A 17,128-nucleotide genomic window follows, 5' to 3' on the forward strand; every position below is an offset into this window, starting at 1 on the left:
CATTATTCTCAGTATAGCAAAAATTATGTAACTAGGGAAAAGTTTCACTATTGCTAAAGTGTGCATAATCATTTATGATTTAAGTGTGCAAAAAGTTGCAGGGTGTGATGAAAATGAAACGTGTAATTATAGTAGGTGCCGGAACCGGGGGAAGTGCTCTATTGAATCTGCTGAAAGAAACGGATCAGATAGAGATTGTAGCGATTACCGATATAAATCCCGGGGCTATAGGTCTGCAAAAAGCTGCGGAATTCGGCATTCCGTTCGGGGAGAACTGGGAACACTGGATGGACGAATCGGTTGATATAATTTTCGAGGCGACCGGGGAAGAAGAAGTCTTCAAAGAGCTGCAAAGAAGGACCTCTAAAGATATAGTTGTCGTTCCCGGAGCGATTGCTTACGTTATATCCGCGCTGCTTGAAGAGAAGAATTCACTTATCTCCGAAAAAAGTGAACAGGCGCATAATCAGGATTTGATTCTGAACAGTATCCACGATGGAATGATCGTCATAGATTCTCACAACAAAGTGGTTTTTATCAATCAGAGTTCCGAAAGAATACTACATACCACCAAAGAGCAGGTGGTGGGTCTTCCTGTAACAGATGTGATACCGCTTACAAAACTTCCTGAGTTACTTACGACGAAAGAGAAACAGATAAATAAAGAAGTATCCCTACCGAATGGTAAAAAACTTCTATCCACAAGAATTCCGATGGTTGATGCTTCGGGCAACATCATAGGGGCATACGCTATATTCAAAGACATCACAGAAGCGGTGGCACTCGCCGAAGAACTGACGGACATTAAAGAAGTAACGACCATGCTGGAAGCTATCATCAATTCATCGGAAGAAGCTATCTCCGTAGTGGATGAAAAAGGAAATGGCCTGATGATCAATCCTGCATACACTAAAATCACCGGTCTCACAGAACCGCAGGTGATAGGCAAACCGGCCACTGCCGACATCTCAGAAGGTGAAAGTATGCATATGCAGGTGTTGCGTACTGGAGAACCCGTAAGAGGAGTACAGATGAAAGTCGGTCCTAAAAAGAGGGATGTCCTTGTAAACGTAGCTCCGATAATCGTGGAAGATGTAATTAAAGGCAGTGTGGGAGTTCTGCATGACGTTTCGGAACTTTATCAGTTGAATGAAGAGTTGTCCAAAGCGAAACAGCTCATCAGAAGTTTGAAAGCTTCCTACACCTTCAAAGATTTGTTGGGTAAATCGGAAGCGCTTCAATTAGTCATCGACCAGGCCAAAATAGCTGCCAATACTTCCGTGACCGTTCTTCTGCGTGGGGAGTCCGGAACGGGGAAAGAACTTCTGGCTCATGCCATACATCATGAAAGTGAACGTTCCGAACGTAAATTCATTAGAATCAACTGCGCCACTATGGCACATGATTATATAGAGGAAGAGTTATTCGGGGTGGCAGGCTCCCCCGGCAGAGAAGGTTACTTCGAAGAAGCTCATAAAGGCACTCTGTTTTTGGATGAAATTGGGGAACTGCCCGTTAAAATACAGGCTAAACTGTTGAGGGTACTGCAGGAAAAAGAAGTGAAAAGACTCGGGAGCAGCCGCGCCAGCAAAATTGATGTAAGGATCATAGCAGCTACGAACATGAACCTGGAAAAAGCTATCGGTAACGAGTTCTTCAGGGAAGACCTCTATTACCGTCTGAACAAACTTCCGATACATATCCCCCCTCTCCGGGAAAGGAAAGAAGATCTCGTCGAACTCATCCCTTTTCTTCTGGAAAAGTTGAATGATGCCTACGGACGCAAAGTGGAGGAAGTCGACAGGGGAGCCTTCGAAAGGCTGATGAATTATGAGTGGCCGGGAAATATTAGGGAACTCGAAAACATTCTTGGAAGAGCATTTATAAATATGGAACACTCCGGTACGGTTATAAGAACTCACCATATCCCCGCTTTGAGCAGTGATATTACTGCCGAATTCAATAAAAGAGCAGAATGGGAGGACTTCCAGCTTCAGGAAGTGGTCGAACAGTATGAAAAACAGGTGCTCGTACAGGCGTATCGCACTCATAATTTCAATAAGACAAGAACGGCCAAAGCATTAGGGGTGTCTCTCCGGAATCTCTACTACAAGCTTGATAAATACGGGTTAAGCAAGAACGATAATAAAGAGTAGGAGGTGGGGCAATGAAACGATTGGATCAGCTGCTGCATAAATCGAATGTCAACAGGCGCACGGTAGCCGTAGCTCAGGCGGATGAACCAGGGATTTTAAAAACAGTGGCTCGTGCAGTGGAAGAGGAGTTGTGTAATTTCCGCCTGTTCGGAGACAAGGAGAAAATTGAGAGCATCGCTTCGGAAAACGGTATCTCTCTTAAACAGAGAGTAACTATAGAGAATGTTTCTTCCCGCAGCGCTTCAGAGATGGCTGTAAAAGCGGTGAGCGAAAATGCGGCAGATGTTCTTATGAAGGGCCACGTAGACACGGGCACACTTATGAAACAGGCCCTCCACAGGGACTATGGGCTGAAAGGGAACAAAATACTTTCTCACGTTGCGCTTTTCGATTTCCCGGAATACGAAAAAGTCCTGTTCCTTACCGATTCCGCAATGAATATCAGTCCGGATCTCCACGAGAAGAAACAGATAATCGAAAATGCCGCACACATTGCCCGCAGGACGGGTATTGATGAACCTCTCATAGCTCCGCTGGCTGCTATTGAAACGGTGAATACATCGATGGAAGCTACTACCGACGCAGCACTGCTCAGTCAAATGAATGCTCGGGGACAAATAGCTGGATGTATCGTCGACGGCCCGCTGGCTTTCGACAACGCGATCAACGAAGAGGCTGCCAGGAAGAAAGGTATTACTTCCAGGGTAGCGGGTCATGCTGATATATTAGTAGCACCTGATATTGAGGTGGCTAATGTATTATATAAATCTTTTGTATTTTTTGGACAGGCAAGGGTAGCGGGGATTATTGCAGGAGCTCGGGCGCCGATAGTTTTGACTTCGAGATCCGACAGTACCGAGAATAAGCTGTTTTCACTGGCACTTGCCATAAATGAGGAGGAATAATAATGGAAATCTTTAACTACATGGAAACGTACGATTATGAGCAACTTGTATTCTGTCACGATAAGACTTCGGGTCTGAAAGCGATCATTGCTATTCACGACACTACTCTTGGCCCTGCACTGGGTGGAACAAGGATGTGGACGTATAAAACCGAGGAAGAAGCAGTGGAAGATGCCTTAAGACTTGCTAAAGGAATGACTTACAAAAACGCAGCAGCAGGACTGAATCTCGGAGGAGGTAAAACAGTAATTATCGGGGATCCTAAAACCGAGAAAAACGAAGAAATGTTCCGGGCGTTCGGCCGTTATATCCAGGGGCTTGGCGGACGTTATATTACTGCGGAAGATGTAGGTACGACCGTGCAGGATATGGATCTTATTTATCAGGAAACTAATTTTGTGACCGGAATTTCTTCCACCTCCGGAGCTTCCGGTAACCCTTCCCCGATTACTGCCTATGGAGTCTACAGAGGAATGAAAGCGGCTGCCAAAGAAGGCTTCGGTACTGATGATCTTAATGGCCGAACAGTAGCTGTTCAGGGAGTGGGTAACGTAGCATACAATCTCTGCCGTTATCTGCACGAGGAAGGCGCGAACCTGATTGTTACCGATATTAATAAAGAAGCAGTAGCAAGAGCCCGCGACGAATTTGGGGCGCGCGTCGTCGAACCTGATGAAATCTATGACGTGGATTGCGATATTTACGCCCCTTGTGCCCTTGGAGCTACCTTGAACGATGACACGATTCCAAGAATCAAAGCGAAAGTGATCGCGGGTGCTGCCAACAACCAGCTCAAAGATTCAAGTCATGGAGAAACGCTGCATAAAAAAGGTGTTATCTACACTCCGGACTATGTATTGAATGCCGGCGGAGTCATTAACGTGGCTGATGAACTGAACGGCTACAATAAAGACCGGGCTATGAAGAAAGTGGAAACTATTTATGATAACGTCAGTCAGGTATTCGAAATATCGAGAAGAGATAACATACCGACGAACGAAGCTGCGGACCGGCTTGCCGAAGAGCGGATCGAAAGAATGAGACATTCCAGAAGTCAGTTCCTTCATAGCGAAAAACATATACTGAAAAACCGTATCTAAGAGGAGAGCGCTTATGGAGTTTCATACACTGGTAATAAACCCGGGGTCCACCTCGACAAAAGCTGCTCTTTTCAAAAACAGTACCCCGGAATGGGAAGAGACCATCCGGCACGGGCAGGATGAACTGAAACAGTTCAGACGCCTGATGGATCAGTATCTGTTCAGAAAGCAGCTGATCCTTGGACTATTAGAAGAAAAAGGGTTCCGGGCAGATAAGTTAGATGCCGTATGTGGCCGGGGCGGGCTGTTAAAGCCCATTCCCGGCGGCACTTATGAAGTTAATGATTCTATGCGAGATGATTTGAGAAAGGGATACAACGGGGAGCACGCCTCCAATCTGGGCGGTCTCATAGCTCATGATATTGCAGTGGAGGTGGAAGCGAAAGCATTTATCGTTGATCCGGTAGTAGTTGATGAACTGGATGAAAAAGCCCGTCTTTCGGGAGTTCCCGAGTTACCGAGGAAGAGCATTTTCCACGCTTTGAATCAGAAAGCCGTAGCCAGACGCGCCTGCAGGGAATTAAATCTGACATATGAAGAAGCCAACCTTATAGTCGCCCACATGGGGGGCGGGATAACGGTAGGGGCTCACCGCGGCGGTAAAGTGGTGGATGTCAATAACGGTCTTCACGGGGAAGGACCATATTCTCCTGAAAGAGCCGGGACAGTACCGGCAGGGGACCTGGTTCAGTTGAGTCTCTCCGGCGATTATTTTCTCGATGAGGTCATGAGGAAACTTATCGGCAAAGGAGGACTCACGGCTTATCTTGGTACGAGTGATGCAGTGGAAATAGAGGACAGGATAGGAAAAGGCGACAGGGAGGCCAGACTTGTTTACGAAGGTATGGCCTATCAGGTAGCTAAAGAAATTGGAAGTCTCAGCGTACTTTTCGGCGGGACGATTGATGCAGTAATACTTACGGGAGGGCTCGCTTACGGTAAAGAATTTACCGGCTGGATCGAGGAGAAAGTTTCCTGGATCGGCAAAGTGATGGTTTTTCCCGGTGAAGATGAGATGTCGGCGTTAAACGAAGGCGCTCTTCGCGTACTTAAAGGGGAAGAAGAAGCAAAAGTGTATTCTTGAAGATAGGGGATGATTAATAGTGGCGAATGAATATGATCTGGTAGTTTTAGGAGGAGGGACCGGCGGTTATGTCGCGGCCATAAGAGCTTCTCAGCTTGGGAAGAAAGTGGCTATCGTTGAAAAAGGGGCTCTCGGAGGTACGTGTCTGCATAGGGGCTGCATACCCTCCAAAGCACTGTTAAAAAGTGCGGAAGTTTTTTCGCAGACCAAGAACTCGATGGAGTATGGAGTGGCCTCTGAAGGGGTGAAGCTTGACTTCGGGAAAGTACAGGAAAGAAAGCAGTCGGTGGTTACCAAATTGTACAACGGAGTTCAATCCCTCATGAAGAAAGGCAAGATCGATGTATATGAAGGACATGGGCGAATACTCGGCCCATCAATCTTCTCGCCTTCAGCCGGAACGATTTCCGTAGAAATGACGACCGGCGAAGAGAATGTAATGCTGCTTCCTAAAAACGTGCTTGTGGCCACCGGTTCGGCCCCGAGAACTCTTCCGGGACTCGAGGTGGACGGCGAGCAGATTATGACCTCGGATGAGGCGTTGGAAATGAAGGAACTGCCGGCGTCAATCATTATCGTCGGAGGCGGGGTCATCGGGATCGAATGGGCTTCGATGCTGGCTGATTTTGAAGTGGATGTAACAGTGGTTGAATTCGCCGATAGAATCCTTCCTCAGGAGGACAAAGACGTCTCGAAAGAAATGGAGCGCCTTCTAAAGCAAAAAGGAATTACTATCCACACGGGCACGAAGCTTCAGTCCGAAACGCTGAATACCGGTGAAACACTGACAGTTTCAGCTTTGAAGAAGGAAGAGGAGCTGGAACTTCAAGCCGAAAAAATTCTCGTTTCTATTGGACGTAATGCGAACGTCAAAGATATCGGACTCGAAAATACTGATATTGAAATTAAAAATGATGTTATAGACACAAATGACATGTATCAGACGAAGGAAAGCCATATTTATGCTATCGGAGACGTGATAGGCGGACTGCAGCTCGCTCACGTAGCTTCACACGAAGGGATGACAGCCGTGGAACATATGAACGACGGAACGCCGGACCCCGTGGATGATAAACTGATTCCTTCCTGCATATACTCCAGTCCCGAATCAGCCAGAGTAGGCTGGACGGAAGAGGAAGCCGTAGAAGCGGGATTCGACATTAAAACGGGTAAATTCCCTTTCCAGGGGGTAGGAAAAGCTCTTGTAGAAGGGGAAAGCGATGGGTTCGTAAAGATTATAGCGGATAAAAACACAAACGATATTCTCGGTGTCCATATGATTGGCCCGGACGTTACGAATCTCATCTCCGAAGCCGGACTTGCGAAAGTACTCGATGCCACTCCGTGGGAAGTCGCTTCGAGCATACATCCTCATCCTACACTCTCGGAGGCAATGGGAGAGGCTGCTATGGCGGTAGACGGTAAACAAATTCACGGCTGACAAAGGAGGAAGAAACAGGATGAGTAAGAATAGACACAAAAAGTTGGGACTCAGCGATGAACAGGTTTTGGATATGTACCGCACTATGTTACTGGCAAGGAAAATAGATGAAAGAATGTGGCTGTTGAACCGCTCCGGTAAAATACCTTTCGTCATTTCCTGTCAGGGTCAGGAAGCCGCTCAGGTGGGCGCTTCGTACGCGCTTAATCTGGAAGAGGACTATGCCCTACCTTACTATCGTGATATGGGTGTCGTTCTTTCTTTCGGAATGACACCGAGAGAACTTATGCTGTCCGCATTCGCCAAAGCGGAAGACCCGAACAGCGGCGGACGCCAGATGCCCGGGCATTTCGGCCAGAAGAAAAACAGAATAGTAACCGGCTCTTCTCCTGTCACGACACAGGTACCTCACGCAGTCGGTATCGGGTTGGCAGCTAAAATGGAAAATAAAGATATCGTAAGTCTCGTTACATTCGGCGAAGGGTCTTCCAACCAGGGAGATTTTCACGAAGGGGCGAACTTTGCAGGTGTCCATAAACTTCCGGTGATTTTTATGGTGGAAAACAATAAATATGCAATTTCAGTTCCTGTAGAGAAGCAGATTGCCTGCGAAAAAGTCTCAGACCGCGCTATCGGTTACGGCATGCCGGGGGAAACTGTGGACGGAAATGATCCTCTTGCAGTATTCGAAGCTGTTAAAAAAGCGGCAGACAGAGGGCGGAATGGTGAGGGACCATCTCTCATCGAAGCGGTTTCCTATCGGCTCACCCCCCATTCCAGTGACGATGACGACCGTACGTATCGCGAGAAGGATGAAGTGGATGAGGCGAAAAAGAAAGATTCACTTATTACATTCGGTAATTATCTGCGCGAAACGGGAATCCTTACAACCGAGAGGGAAAAGGATCTGGAACAGGAATTGAAAGACATAATCAATGATGCTACTGACTATGCCGAAGAAGCTCCGTACGCTTCTCCTGAATCGTTGATGGATTTTGTATATGAAGAGTGAGGAGGATGGGAAATGCCAGTGATTTCTTATATTCAGTCTGTAACCCAGGCTTTAAAAGAAGAAATGAGAAGAGACGATAAGGTGTTTGTATTAGGGGAAGACGTCGGCGTCCGCGGAGGAGTTTTCCGTGCGACCGACGGCTTGTATGAAGAGTTCGGCGAACAGCGGGTCATTGATACTCCGCTTGCTGAATCAGCTATCGCCGGAGTGGGGATAGGAGCAGCGATGTATGGTATGCGCCCGGTGGCCGAAATGCAGTTCGCCGATTTCATTATGCCTGCAGTGAACCAGATTGTATCGGAAGCAGCCAAAATTCGTTACCGTTCGAACAACGACTGGAACGTACCGATGACTATCAGAGCCCCTTACGGTGGCGGCGTACACGGAGCGCTGTACCATTCCCAGTCCGTGGAGGCACTGTTTGCAGGAACACCCGGACTGAAGATTGTTATGCCTTCTACTCCTTATGACGTTAAAGGGCTGCTGAAAGCCTCTATAAGGAGTAACGATCCCGTGCTTTTCTTTGAACATAAGCGCGCTTATCGACTGATAAAGGGCGAGGTACCCGAAGAGGATTATACACTCCCTATCGGTGAGGCGGATGTGAAAAGGGAAGGTTCGGACATTACCGTGATTACGTATGGTCTGTGCGTACACTTCGCCCTCCAGGCCGCGGAAAAACTGGAAAAAGAAGGAGTCGACGTGCACATTCTTGATTTGCGTACCGTCTACCCGCTGGATAAAGAAAGTATCATCGAGGCAGCGAAAAAGACAGGGAAAGTTCTTTTGATCAGTGAAGATAACAAAGAGGGTGGAATCATCTCCGAAGTTTCCGCTATCATCAGCGAAAACTGTCTGTTTGATCTGGACAGTCCCGTTGAACGTCTGGCCGGTCCCGATGTTCCTGCTATGCCTTATGCACCTACCATGGAAAAAGCATTTATGATGAATCCGGACAAAGTAGAAAAAGCTATGCGAAACCTCGCAGAGTTTTAGGGAGGAATATTCATATGGCAATTGAAAAGATAAACATGCCCCAGCTTGGGGAAAGCGTAACGGAAGGTACAATCAGTACGTGGCTTGTAAAGCCCGGGGATACAGTGGAGAAATACGATCCGATTGCAGAAGTTATGACGGACAAGGTCAACGCGGAAGTCCCTTCTTCTTTTACAGGTACCATTACGGAATTACAGGCTGATGAGGGAGAGACTATAGAAGTCGGAGAGCTCATTTGTTATATAGAAACAGAAGATGCATCCGGGAACGGCTCTGAAGCTGATTCCGGGACGGATGAATCAGACAAACAGGAAGAAACAGCTTCCGGGAAAGCGGAAGCAGAGTCTAATAAAGAAACAGCTGCGGCTAAACCGAGGTACTCACCGGCGGTGCTTACTCTTGCATCCCAATATGGTATCGACCTTGAAGACGTGCCGGGAAGCGGTAAAGACGGCCGTATTACAAGAAAAGACGTAGAGAAATACCAGACTGAAGGCGGAGCTTCCAAGGCACAAAAAGAAACGAAACAGCCGGCCGGGGAGGCGAAAGCAACGGAAAGCCGTAAGAAAAAAGCCCCAGTGACCGAAGTCTCTTCCGATGCGGGCGATAAAGAAATTCCTGTTACAGGGGTCCGCAAAGCTATCGCGTCCAATATGGTCACTTCCACTACTGAAATACCACATGCCTGGATGATGGTCGAAGTGGACGTGACGAATCTCGTGAAACTCAGGGAGAAGAACAAAGAGGCCTTCAAAAAACAGGAAGGATACAGCCTTACTTATTTCTCCTTCTTCGTAAAGGCGGTTGCTCAGGCACTCAAGGAATATCCCGAACTGAACAGCCAGTGGGCCGGAGATAAAATTATCCAGAAAAAAAATATCAACCTGAACATTGCGGTTGCTAAGGAAAATGAGCTGTTCGTACCTGTCATCAAACATGCGGACGAACTGAGTGTGAAAGGTATCGCAAGAAACATTACCGACCTTGCAGCAAAAGCAAGAAAAGGTAAGCTGACTACAGAAGATATGCAGGGCGGCACATTCACCGTCAATAACACCGGTTCTTTCGGTTCCGTACAGTCCATGGGGGTAATTAATCATCCTCAGGCAGCCATTCTTCAGGTGGAATCGATTGTTAAAAAACCTGTGTACATGGATGGAATGTTCGGACCGAGAGATATGGTGAACCTCTGTTTATCTCTGGATCACCGCGTTCTGGACGGACTGATTGCGGGGAACTTCCTGCAAAAAGTAAAAGAGATACTTGAAAATATGGATGAAAATGATTCAGTTTATTAACCGTAGCAATGTTATGTAAACTATCTCTTAATTGAAAGTTACTGCTCTGGTTGGTAGAATGTGTTTAACACTACGTAAAGGAGCGATTGATATGGATTTCAATTTATATATGGATGATGTAGTAACAAAAGCAAGAAACGAAATTGTAGAATCCGGATACGAAGAACTTACGACCCCGGAAGAAGTGGACGAAGCTCTGAAAAAGAACGGAACGACGCTTGTTATGGTTAATTCGGTCTGCGGCTGTGCCGGAGGTATTGCAAGACCTGCTGCGAGAAATGCGATTCATTATGATAAACGACCGGACCAGCTTGTGACGGTTTTCGCAGGACAGGACAGAGAAGCTACAGAGAAAGCCAGAGAATACTTTGAAGGGTACCCGCCTTCCTCGCCGTCTTTTGCCCTTTTAAAAGATGGAAAAATCCAGACCATGGTGGAGCGTCATGACATCGAAGGGTTTGAACCGATGGAGGTTATCAACAAACTTCAGAAAGATTTCGATACTTACTGTGAAGAAATGTAATCGGAAAGAAAAAGAGTCTTTGGCTGCAAAGACTCTTTTTCTATGAAAGGGTTTAACAATATGAGGATAGGATCCAGAACTATTAAAACTGCTCTTGGTACACCTTTGGCCATATGGATGGCGCAGTTGCTGGAGCTGGATAATTTCGCTTCGGCAGGTATCGTGACGATTTTATGTATTCAGGTTACGAGGAAAAGATCTCTTCTATCTGCATGGCACAGGTTTGCTGCCTGTATGCTTGCGATTCTTTACTCATTTATATTTTTCGAAGGGCTGATGGGCTTCACTCCACTTGCTATCGGAGTTATGCTCCTCGTGTTTATACCTACTACGGTTCGGCTGAAGATAACACCCGGGATTATTACGAGTTCTGTAATCGTTCTCCATTTGTATACGTTCGGGAAAATCGATCTCTCAATCGTGTGGAATGAATTTTTACTGATTGTAATCGGTATAGGAATAGCTTTAATACTTAATATATATATGCCGAACCTTGAACGCAGCCTTGAGGAATATCAGATGGATGTGGAAGACTGTTTCTCTTCGATACTGAAGGAAATTTCCCTTTATCTGAAGGAGGAGAAATATGCCTGGGCGGGAGAAGAACTGACCAGAACTGCCGAATTGCTGGAGGAAGCGAAGGCGCTGGCCTACAAACAGGTGGAGAATCGTCTGCTTAAACCGCACCACCCTTATTATCATTATTTCCATATGAGGACGAAACAGTTTGAACTGCTGGAGCAGATGCTCCCGCTTGTAACGAGAATTTCCCAGTACGATGAATATGCAAGTAAAATCGGGGATCTTTTTGAAGATTTATCGGGAGCAGTCCATCCCGGGAATACGGCTGTCCTGTACTTGAGAAAGCTGGAGGAATTACGTAACTACTTTAAAGAGGAGCCGCTGCCCGAGTCACGCGAAGAATTCGAAAGCAGGGCGAGTCTCTATCAACTGTTGAACGAACTCGAGGATTACCTGATCATTAAACGTTCCTTCAAGAGAAGCGACATTTAAAAAAGCAGTCGTTTCGGACGACTGCTTTCTCTGCTGATTATAAAAAATAACTGGCTCCCATTAATAGGGAAGACAACAGCATGGAAAAAATCATAAGATATATAACGACTTTCATACGCTTCTCCCGTTTCGACGGTTTTCTGTGCTCGGCCAAGTGCGGTACCTCCTTCACTTACATATGCTAATCGTATTTTACACAAGATTTTGAAAGAAGACAAGGGAGTGGAAAACCCGGGTAATAAAACTTGTACAAAGTAAGCGCTTTATTGTTATTATGTTAATATAGTAAGTTATTAAGGAGGAATATTATGAGTGGGTCCTATGAGAATCAAAAGAATAAATGGAAGCAGAATGTCGATAAAACTCTGCAGAAGTTTCCAGAAAGAAAAGAACCTTTTGAAACCAGTTCGGGCATTCCTGTACATAGACTGTATGAACCCGAAAAACCCGAAGACGGCTATCTGGAGAAACTGGGCTTTCCGGGTGCCTATCCCTATACGAGAGGGATACAGCCGACGATGTACCGCAGCAGGCACTGGACCATGCGTCAATACGCCGGATTCGGTTCTGCGAAGGAAACAAATGAACGTTTCAGATATCTTCTTGATCAGGGGCAGACCGGACTCTCCGTCGCTTTCGACCTGCCTACCCAGATAGGTTATGATTCGGACGATCCCATGGCAGAAGGCGAGGTCGGGAAGGTGGGGGTCGCCATAGATTCCCTCGAGGATATGGAACAGTTATTCGCCGAAATACCGCTGAACAAAGTGAGTACTTCTATGACTATTAACGCTCCCGCCTCCATCCTCCTGGCGATGTATATTGCAGTAGGCGAGAAACAGGGAGTTGCCAAGGAAAAACTTACAGGAACTATTCAGAATGATATACTTAAAGAATACATAGCAAGAGGGACATATATTTATCCTCCCGAATCATCCATGCGAATTATAACGGATATATTTTCCTATTGTCAGGAGAACCTGCCTAAATTCAACACGATCAGTATATCGGGCTACCATATAAGAGAAGCCGGAGCTACAGCAGTACAGGAAGTGGCATTTACACTTGCTAACGGAATGGCTTACGTAGATGCCGCACTTGCAGCGGGGCTGGAAATAGACCAGTTTGCTCCAAGGCTCGCATTTTTCTTTAATGCCCATAACCAGTTTTTCGAAGAGGCTGCAAAATACAGAGCTGCCAGAAGAATGTGGGCGAAAATCATGAAAGAAAAATATAACGCCCAGGATCCGAAAAGCTGGAAGATGCGTTTCCATACGCAGACCGGAGGAAGCACGCTGACGGCCCAGCAGCCGGATAACAACATAGTAAGAGTTACTGTACAGGCTCTTGCCGCCATAATGGGAGGAACACAGAGTCTGCACACGAACTCGAAAGATGAGGCTCTCGCACTTCCTACCGAGGATTCTGCGAGAATCGCTCTCCGGACCCAGCAGATTCTGGCTCATGAAAGCGGCGTTACCGAAACGGTGGACCCACTCGCAGGTTCGTATTTTGTGGAGTCCCTTACTGATGAGATAGAAGAGAAAGCGAACGAGTATATTAAACGGATTGATGAATTCGGAGGAGCCGTAAAGGCGGTGGAAGCAGGTTATATGCAAAGAGAAATCCATCAGACCGCTTATGAAACACAGAAAGATATCGAAAAAGGCGAAGATGTCATCGTAGGGGTGAATGAGTTTACGATTGATGAAGAAGTGGAGCCGGAGCTTCTGCGTGTAGATGAGAAGCTCGAGAAAAATCAGGTGGAAGCAACACAGCGGATCAGAGAGAACCGGGACGCTGACGCTGTTACTGACTCTCTTAAGAAATTGAGAGAAGCGGCTGTAAATAATGAGAATTTGATGCCTTTTATAGTGGAGGCCGTGAAAGTGTATGCGACCGTCGGAGAAATAGCTAACGTACTGAGAGATGAATTTGGGGAATATACAGTAATGTAGGAAGGATGAACTGAGATGGAACCTATCAGAGTATTGATTGCCAAGCCCGGTCTTGACGGCCACGATCGTGGAGCACTTATTATTGCACAGGGACTTAGAGATGCAGGCATGGAGGTGATTTACACCGGATTACGCCAGTCGCCGGAACAGATAGCACAGGCTGCCATCCAGGAGGACGTTAACGTTATTGGTCTTTCCTCTCTTTCCGGAGCACATAAAACCCTGTTTCCGAAAGTAGTGGAAGCGTTGAGAGCGAATAATGCGGAAGATATACCTGTGATTGGCGGAGGAGTTATTCCGACAGAAGATATCCCTTACCTGGAAGAAAAAGGAGTAAGGAAGATATTCACCAGCGGTACAGCTATGTCTGATACTGCTACTTTCATTAAACAGCTGGTACAGGGGAAAGAGACGCCGCCTCCAAACAAAATATCGCATATCGGAATAGCGGTTCAGCATCTGGAGCAGGCAATCCCATTCTATCAGCACAGCCTCGGGCTTCCCCTTGAATCGGTGGAAACGGTGGAGGAGGAAAAAGTGAAAGTAGCGTTTTTCCCGATCGGCGATACAAGGATTGAACTGCTGGAGCCGATGGATGAGGATTCTCCGATCCAGAAATTTATAGATAAAAAAGGAGAAGGAATCCACCATATCGCTCTTGACGTTGACGATATCGAGAAAAGAATCAGTTTATTTAAGGAACAGGGAATAAGTATGCTGAATGAAACTCCGAAACAGGGTGCGCACGACAGTCGTATCGCCTTCCTTCATCCAAAAGCAGGGCAGGGTGTACTATATGAACTTTGCGAAGAAAAACAGGAGGGTTAGTTGTTATGGATATGTTCGATAAAATCAATGAACTTTATGATAAAAGGCGGGAGACGGAACTCGGAGGCGGAGATGAAAAAATAGCCAAGCAGCATGATAAGGGCAAGAAAACAGCGCGCGAGCGTATCGACTACCTTGTGGATGAAGGGTCGTTCATGGAACTCAACCCTTTCATACAGCACCGTCATCACGATGCAGGAGTGAAAGATGCGCCCGGAGAAGGTGTAGTTACCGGGTATGGCACAATCAATGGCCGGGGCATATATCTGTTCGCTCAGGATTTCACTGTTTACGGAGGAGCACTCGGTGAAATGCACGGGAAAAAGATCGCGTCAGTAATGGACCTGGCTGCTAAAAACGGAGTTCCGTTCATCGGTCTTAACGATTCCGGGGGAGCCAGAATACAGGAGGGTGTTTCATCGCTGGATGGGTACGGTCATGTATTTTACCGGAACTCCATCTATTCGGGAGTCATTCCTCAGATTTCTGTCATTCTCGGGCCATGTGCCGGCGGAGCTGTATATTCTCCGGCAATTACGGACTTTGTCGTTATGGTCGAAGAGAGTTCCCAGATGTTTATAACGGGGCCGAAAGTTATCGAAACCGTCACTGGCGAAAAGATTTCTCCGGAAGATCTGGGAGGTGCCCGGGTACATAACTCTACCAGCGGAAACGCCCATGTGCAAGCTTCCACCGAAGAAGAAGCTCTTGATGCTGTAAGAAATCTGCTTCTATATCTTCCGGACAACTATAAAGAGAAGCCGCCTTTTATTGAAAATGAAAAAGAGGAAAAAGAAGATTTCCTTCCGGACATTACAGATTTTGTGCCTTTCAATTCCTCCCGTCCTTATGACGTGAGAAAATTGATTGACCATATCGTTGACGAAGAATCATTTTTCGAAATCCATGCCAGTTTCGCGAAAAACGTAGTAGTCGGTTTCGCAAGAATCGATGGACAGACTGCAGGTATTATTGCAAACCAGCCGAAGTACATGGCCGGCGGGCTGGATATCGATTCCAGTGATAAGGCAGCAAGGTTTATCCGGATGTGTGACTCCTTTAATATCCCTCTCGTTACTTTCGAGGACGTTACCGGATTTTTCCCGGGTATCAAACAGGAGCATGGAGGGATAATCCGTCACGGGGCTAAAATATTATATGCCTATTCGGAAGCGACGGTGCCGAAACTGACGGTAATTACAAGAAAAGCTTACGGCGGGGCGTATGTAGCACTTAACAGTAAATCCATCGGTGCCGACATCGTTTTTGCCTGGCCTAATGCCGAGATAGCAGTAATGGGGCCGGAGGGCGCTGCGAATATTATATACGCTAAAGAAATCAACCAGAGTGATAATCCGGAGCAGACCCGTCAGGAGAAAATTGATGAGTATAGGGAACGGTTCGCCAACCCTTATGTCGCTGCCGGCCTCGGTATGGTAGATGACGTAATAGATCCGAGAGAAACGCGTATAAAGCTGAAACAGTCACTCAGAATGCTTCGTAACAAAGAAGAAAAACGACCGGATAAGAAACACGGGAACATACCTCTGTGAAGTTAGGGATGTTTATCGTATAGACAGAATCACTGCAGGAAAGCAAGGAGGAAAATAAATTGAGTTCAGTGAATAGAGAACGTCTTCTGGAAGAGTTTATGGAACTTGTGCAAATCGATTCCGAGACTAAGAATGAAGAAGAAATATCCAGAGTACTGACAACGAAACTTCAGGAAATAGGGTTTAACGTGGAGGAAGATGATTCGAAGGCAGCGACGGGACACGGAGCAGGCAATCTTATTGCTACTCTTGAAGGAAATGATCCTTCGAAAGATCCGGTCTATTTCACCGTACACATGGACACGGTACTGCCCGGAAAGAACATTCAGCCGAGGGTAGAGGACGGCTACATCGTTTCGGGGGAGGAGACCATTCTTGGAGCCGATGATAAGGCAGGAGTGGCAGCGATATTTGAAGCAGCCCGCGTTTTCAAAGCATCCGGTGTTCCGCATGGCACGATCCAATTCGTTATCACTGCCGGAGAAGAAAGCGGACTCGTCGGTGCGAGACATCTCGATCACTCCAAACTGAAGGCTGCATACGGTTATGCTGTGGACAGCGACGGTACAGTAGGAGATATCATCGTTGCAGCTCCGACTCAGGCCAAGATTTCGGCTACCGTAAAAGGGAAAAAGGCCCATGCCGGCGTAGCACCCGAGGAGGGTGTCTCCGCAATTACGATTGCATCAAAAGCTATAGCGAATATGCCCCTTGGAAGAATCGATGAGGAGACGACGGCCAATATCGGCAGTTTCGAAGGCGGACAGCAGACGAATGTGGTGTGTGACCACGTGGCAGTCCTGGCTGAAGCACGGTCATTGAATCCTGACAAAATGCAGGAGCAGGTAAAACGGATGACGGAGGCTTTCGATCAGGCTGCCGCTGAGCTGGGCGGAGAAGCAGTTTGCGAAGTACAAGTCATGTATCCGGGATACAAACAGAAAGAAGGGGATCAGGTAGTGGAGGTCGCCAGAAGTGCAGCTGAAAAAATCGGGCGCGAAAGCCGGCTGCTTAAAAGCGGAGGCGGCAGTGATGCTAACGTAATCTCAAGTTACGGTATTCCTACAGTAAACCTGGCAGTAGGCTATGAAAATATTCATACGACGAATGAAAGAATTGCTGTGGAAGATCTCGTTAAGGTATCGGAATTTGTCCTGGCAATTATGGAAGAGATATGAGCCGTGCATAAAGCACGGCTCTTCTTTTTTGAAATGATCATTGATATAATATAGGGAAACAAGCGTTCGAAAGGTGATTCCG

15 protein-coding genes are annotated in these 17,128 nt (G+C 46.8%); 14 read left to right on the forward strand and 1 reads right to left on the reverse strand.

From position 1 onward, the window contains the following. The first annotated feature begins 113 nt into the window (after positions 1–113). The 10 genes from BW931_RS03505 to BW931_RS03550 all read left to right on the forward strand — a co-directional run bounded on the left by BW931_RS03505 (position 114) and on the right by BW931_RS03550 (position 11,529). Positions 114–2,156, forward strand: coding sequence for a sigma 54-interacting transcriptional regulator (locus tag BW931_RS03505; RefSeq protein WP_076569968.1), 2,043 nt, complete (start codon positions 114–116; stop codon positions 2,154–2,156). 11 nt (positions 2,157–2,167) lie between these two features. Continuing rightward, positions 2,168–3,061, forward strand: a complete 894-nt coding sequence (locus BW931_RS03510) for a bifunctional enoyl-CoA hydratase/phosphate acetyltransferase (protein ID WP_076569971.1) — start codon at positions 2,168–2,170, stop codon at positions 3,059–3,061. A 2-nt stretch (positions 3,062–3,063) separates the two neighbouring features. Then, positions 3,064–4,161: a Leu/Phe/Val dehydrogenase gene (locus BW931_RS03515; RefSeq protein ID WP_076569973.1), complete on the forward strand. Its 1,098-nt coding sequence runs from the start codon at positions 3,064–3,066 to the stop codon at positions 4,159–4,161. 13 nt (positions 4,162–4,174) lie between these two features. After that, the gene (buk, locus tag BW931_RS03520; RefSeq protein WP_076569975.1) at positions 4,175–5,245 is read left to right on the forward strand and encodes a butyrate kinase; all 1,071 of its coding nucleotides are present in this window, start codon (positions 4,175–4,177) and stop codon (positions 5,243–5,245) included. Between the two features lie 19 nt (positions 5,246–5,264). Continuing rightward, the gene (gene lpdA, locus BW931_RS03525; protein ID WP_076569978.1) at positions 5,265–6,686 is read left to right on the forward strand and encodes a dihydrolipoyl dehydrogenase; all 1,422 of its coding nucleotides are present in this window, start codon (positions 5,265–5,267) and stop codon (positions 6,684–6,686) included. A 19-nt stretch (positions 6,687–6,705) separates the two neighbouring features. Next, the gene (locus BW931_RS03530) at positions 6,706–7,698 is read left to right on the forward strand and encodes a thiamine pyrophosphate-dependent dehydrogenase E1 component subunit alpha (RefSeq protein ID WP_076569980.1); all 993 of its coding nucleotides are present in this window, start codon (positions 6,706–6,708) and stop codon (positions 7,696–7,698) included. A 12-nt stretch (positions 7,699–7,710) separates the two neighbouring features. Further along, a complete protein-coding gene (locus BW931_RS03535; protein WP_076569982.1) occupies positions 7,711–8,694 on the forward strand; it encodes an alpha-ketoacid dehydrogenase subunit beta in 984 nt (327 codons plus the stop codon). A 14-nt stretch (positions 8,695–8,708) separates the two neighbouring features. Continuing rightward, positions 8,709–9,992, forward strand: coding sequence for a dihydrolipoamide acetyltransferase family protein (locus BW931_RS03540; RefSeq protein ID WP_076569984.1), 1,284 nt, complete (start codon positions 8,709–8,711; stop codon positions 9,990–9,992). An 85-nt stretch (positions 9,993–10,077) separates the two neighbouring features. Then, a complete protein-coding gene (locus BW931_RS03545) occupies positions 10,078–10,515 on the forward strand; it encodes a BrxA/BrxB family bacilliredoxin (protein ID WP_076570207.1) in 438 nt (145 codons plus the stop codon). A gap of 60 nt (positions 10,516–10,575) precedes the next feature. Next, positions 10,576–11,529, forward strand: a complete 954-nt coding sequence (locus BW931_RS03550) for an aromatic acid exporter family protein (RefSeq protein WP_076569986.1) — start codon at positions 10,576–10,578, stop codon at positions 11,527–11,529. A gap of 37 nt (positions 11,530–11,566) precedes the next feature. Here BW931_RS03550 and prli42 read toward each other — a convergent pair whose 3' ends face one another. Continuing rightward, positions 11,567–11,683: a stressosome-associated protein Prli42 gene (gene prli42, locus BW931_RS13460; RefSeq protein WP_233129772.1), complete on the reverse strand. Its 117-nt coding sequence runs from the start codon at positions 11,681–11,683 to the stop codon at positions 11,567–11,569. Positions 11,684–11,837: 154 nt separating this feature from the next. On the opposite strand from prli42, the gene BW931_RS03555 reads away from it, so the two are divergent. From BW931_RS03555 to BW931_RS03570, 4 genes are read left to right on the forward strand one after another with little or no spacing between them, the layout of a single operon-like run. After that, positions 11,838–13,487: an acyl-CoA mutase large subunit family protein gene (locus BW931_RS03555; RefSeq protein ID WP_076569987.1), complete on the forward strand. Its 1,650-nt coding sequence runs from the start codon at positions 11,838–11,840 to the stop codon at positions 13,485–13,487. Between the two features lie 15 nt (positions 13,488–13,502). Continuing rightward, complete coding sequence (gene mce, locus BW931_RS03560) at positions 13,503–14,315, forward strand: methylmalonyl-CoA epimerase (protein ID WP_076569990.1); 813 nt, start codon at positions 13,503–13,505, stop codon at positions 14,313–14,315. A gap of 5 nt (positions 14,316–14,320) precedes the next feature. Beyond that, entirely contained in the window at positions 14,321–15,868 is a 1,548-nt protein-coding gene (locus BW931_RS03565) for an acyl-CoA carboxylase subunit beta (protein WP_076569993.1), read from the forward strand. Positions 15,869–15,927: 59 nt separating this feature from the next. Beyond that, on the forward strand, positions 15,928–17,046 hold the full coding sequence (locus tag BW931_RS03570; protein WP_076569996.1) for a M20/M25/M40 family metallo-hydrolase: 1,119 nt from the start codon (positions 15,928–15,930) through the stop codon (positions 17,044–17,046). Positions 17,047–17,128 lie beyond the last annotated feature (82 nt).

It is taken from the genome of Salimicrobium salexigens, assembly GCF_900156705.1.
Lineage (GTDB): Bacteria > Bacillota > Bacilli > Bacillales > Halobacillaceae > Salimicrobium > Salimicrobium album.

Coding starts and splice junctions, on each gene's coding strand:
- BW931_RS03510 (WP_076569971.1), top strand. CDS start 2,168: ATGAAACGATTGGATCAGCTGCTGCATAAATCGAATGTCAACAGGCGC.
- BW931_RS03565 (WP_076569993.1), top strand. CDS start 14,321: ATGGATATGTTCGATAAAATCAATGAACTTTATGATAAAAGGCGGGAG.
- BW931_RS03530 (WP_076569980.1), top strand. CDS start 6,706: ATGAGTAAGAATAGACACAAAAAGTTGGGACTCAGCGATGAACAGGTT.
- BW931_RS03555 (WP_076569987.1), top strand. CDS start 11,838: ATGAGTGGGTCCTATGAGAATCAAAAGAATAAATGGAAGCAGAATGTC.
- BW931_RS03535 (WP_076569982.1), top strand. CDS start 7,711: ATGCCAGTGATTTCTTATATTCAGTCTGTAACCCAGGCTTTAAAAGAA.
- BW931_RS03540 (WP_076569984.1), top strand. CDS start 8,709: ATGGCAATTGAAAAGATAAACATGCCCCAGCTTGGGGAAAGCGTAACG.
- mce (WP_076569990.1), top strand. CDS start 13,503: ATGGAACCTATCAGAGTATTGATTGCCAAGCCCGGTCTTGACGGCCAC.
- BW931_RS03550 (WP_076569986.1), top strand. CDS start 10,576: ATGAGGATAGGATCCAGAACTATTAAAACTGCTCTTGGTACACCTTTG.
- BW931_RS03505 (WP_076569968.1), top strand. CDS start 114: ATGAAACGTGTAATTATAGTAGGTGCCGGAACCGGGGGAAGTGCTCTA.
- BW931_RS03515 (WP_076569973.1), top strand. CDS start 3,064: ATGGAAATCTTTAACTACATGGAAACGTACGATTATGAGCAACTTGTA.
- buk (WP_076569975.1), top strand. CDS start 4,175: ATGGAGTTTCATACACTGGTAATAAACCCGGGGTCCACCTCGACAAAA.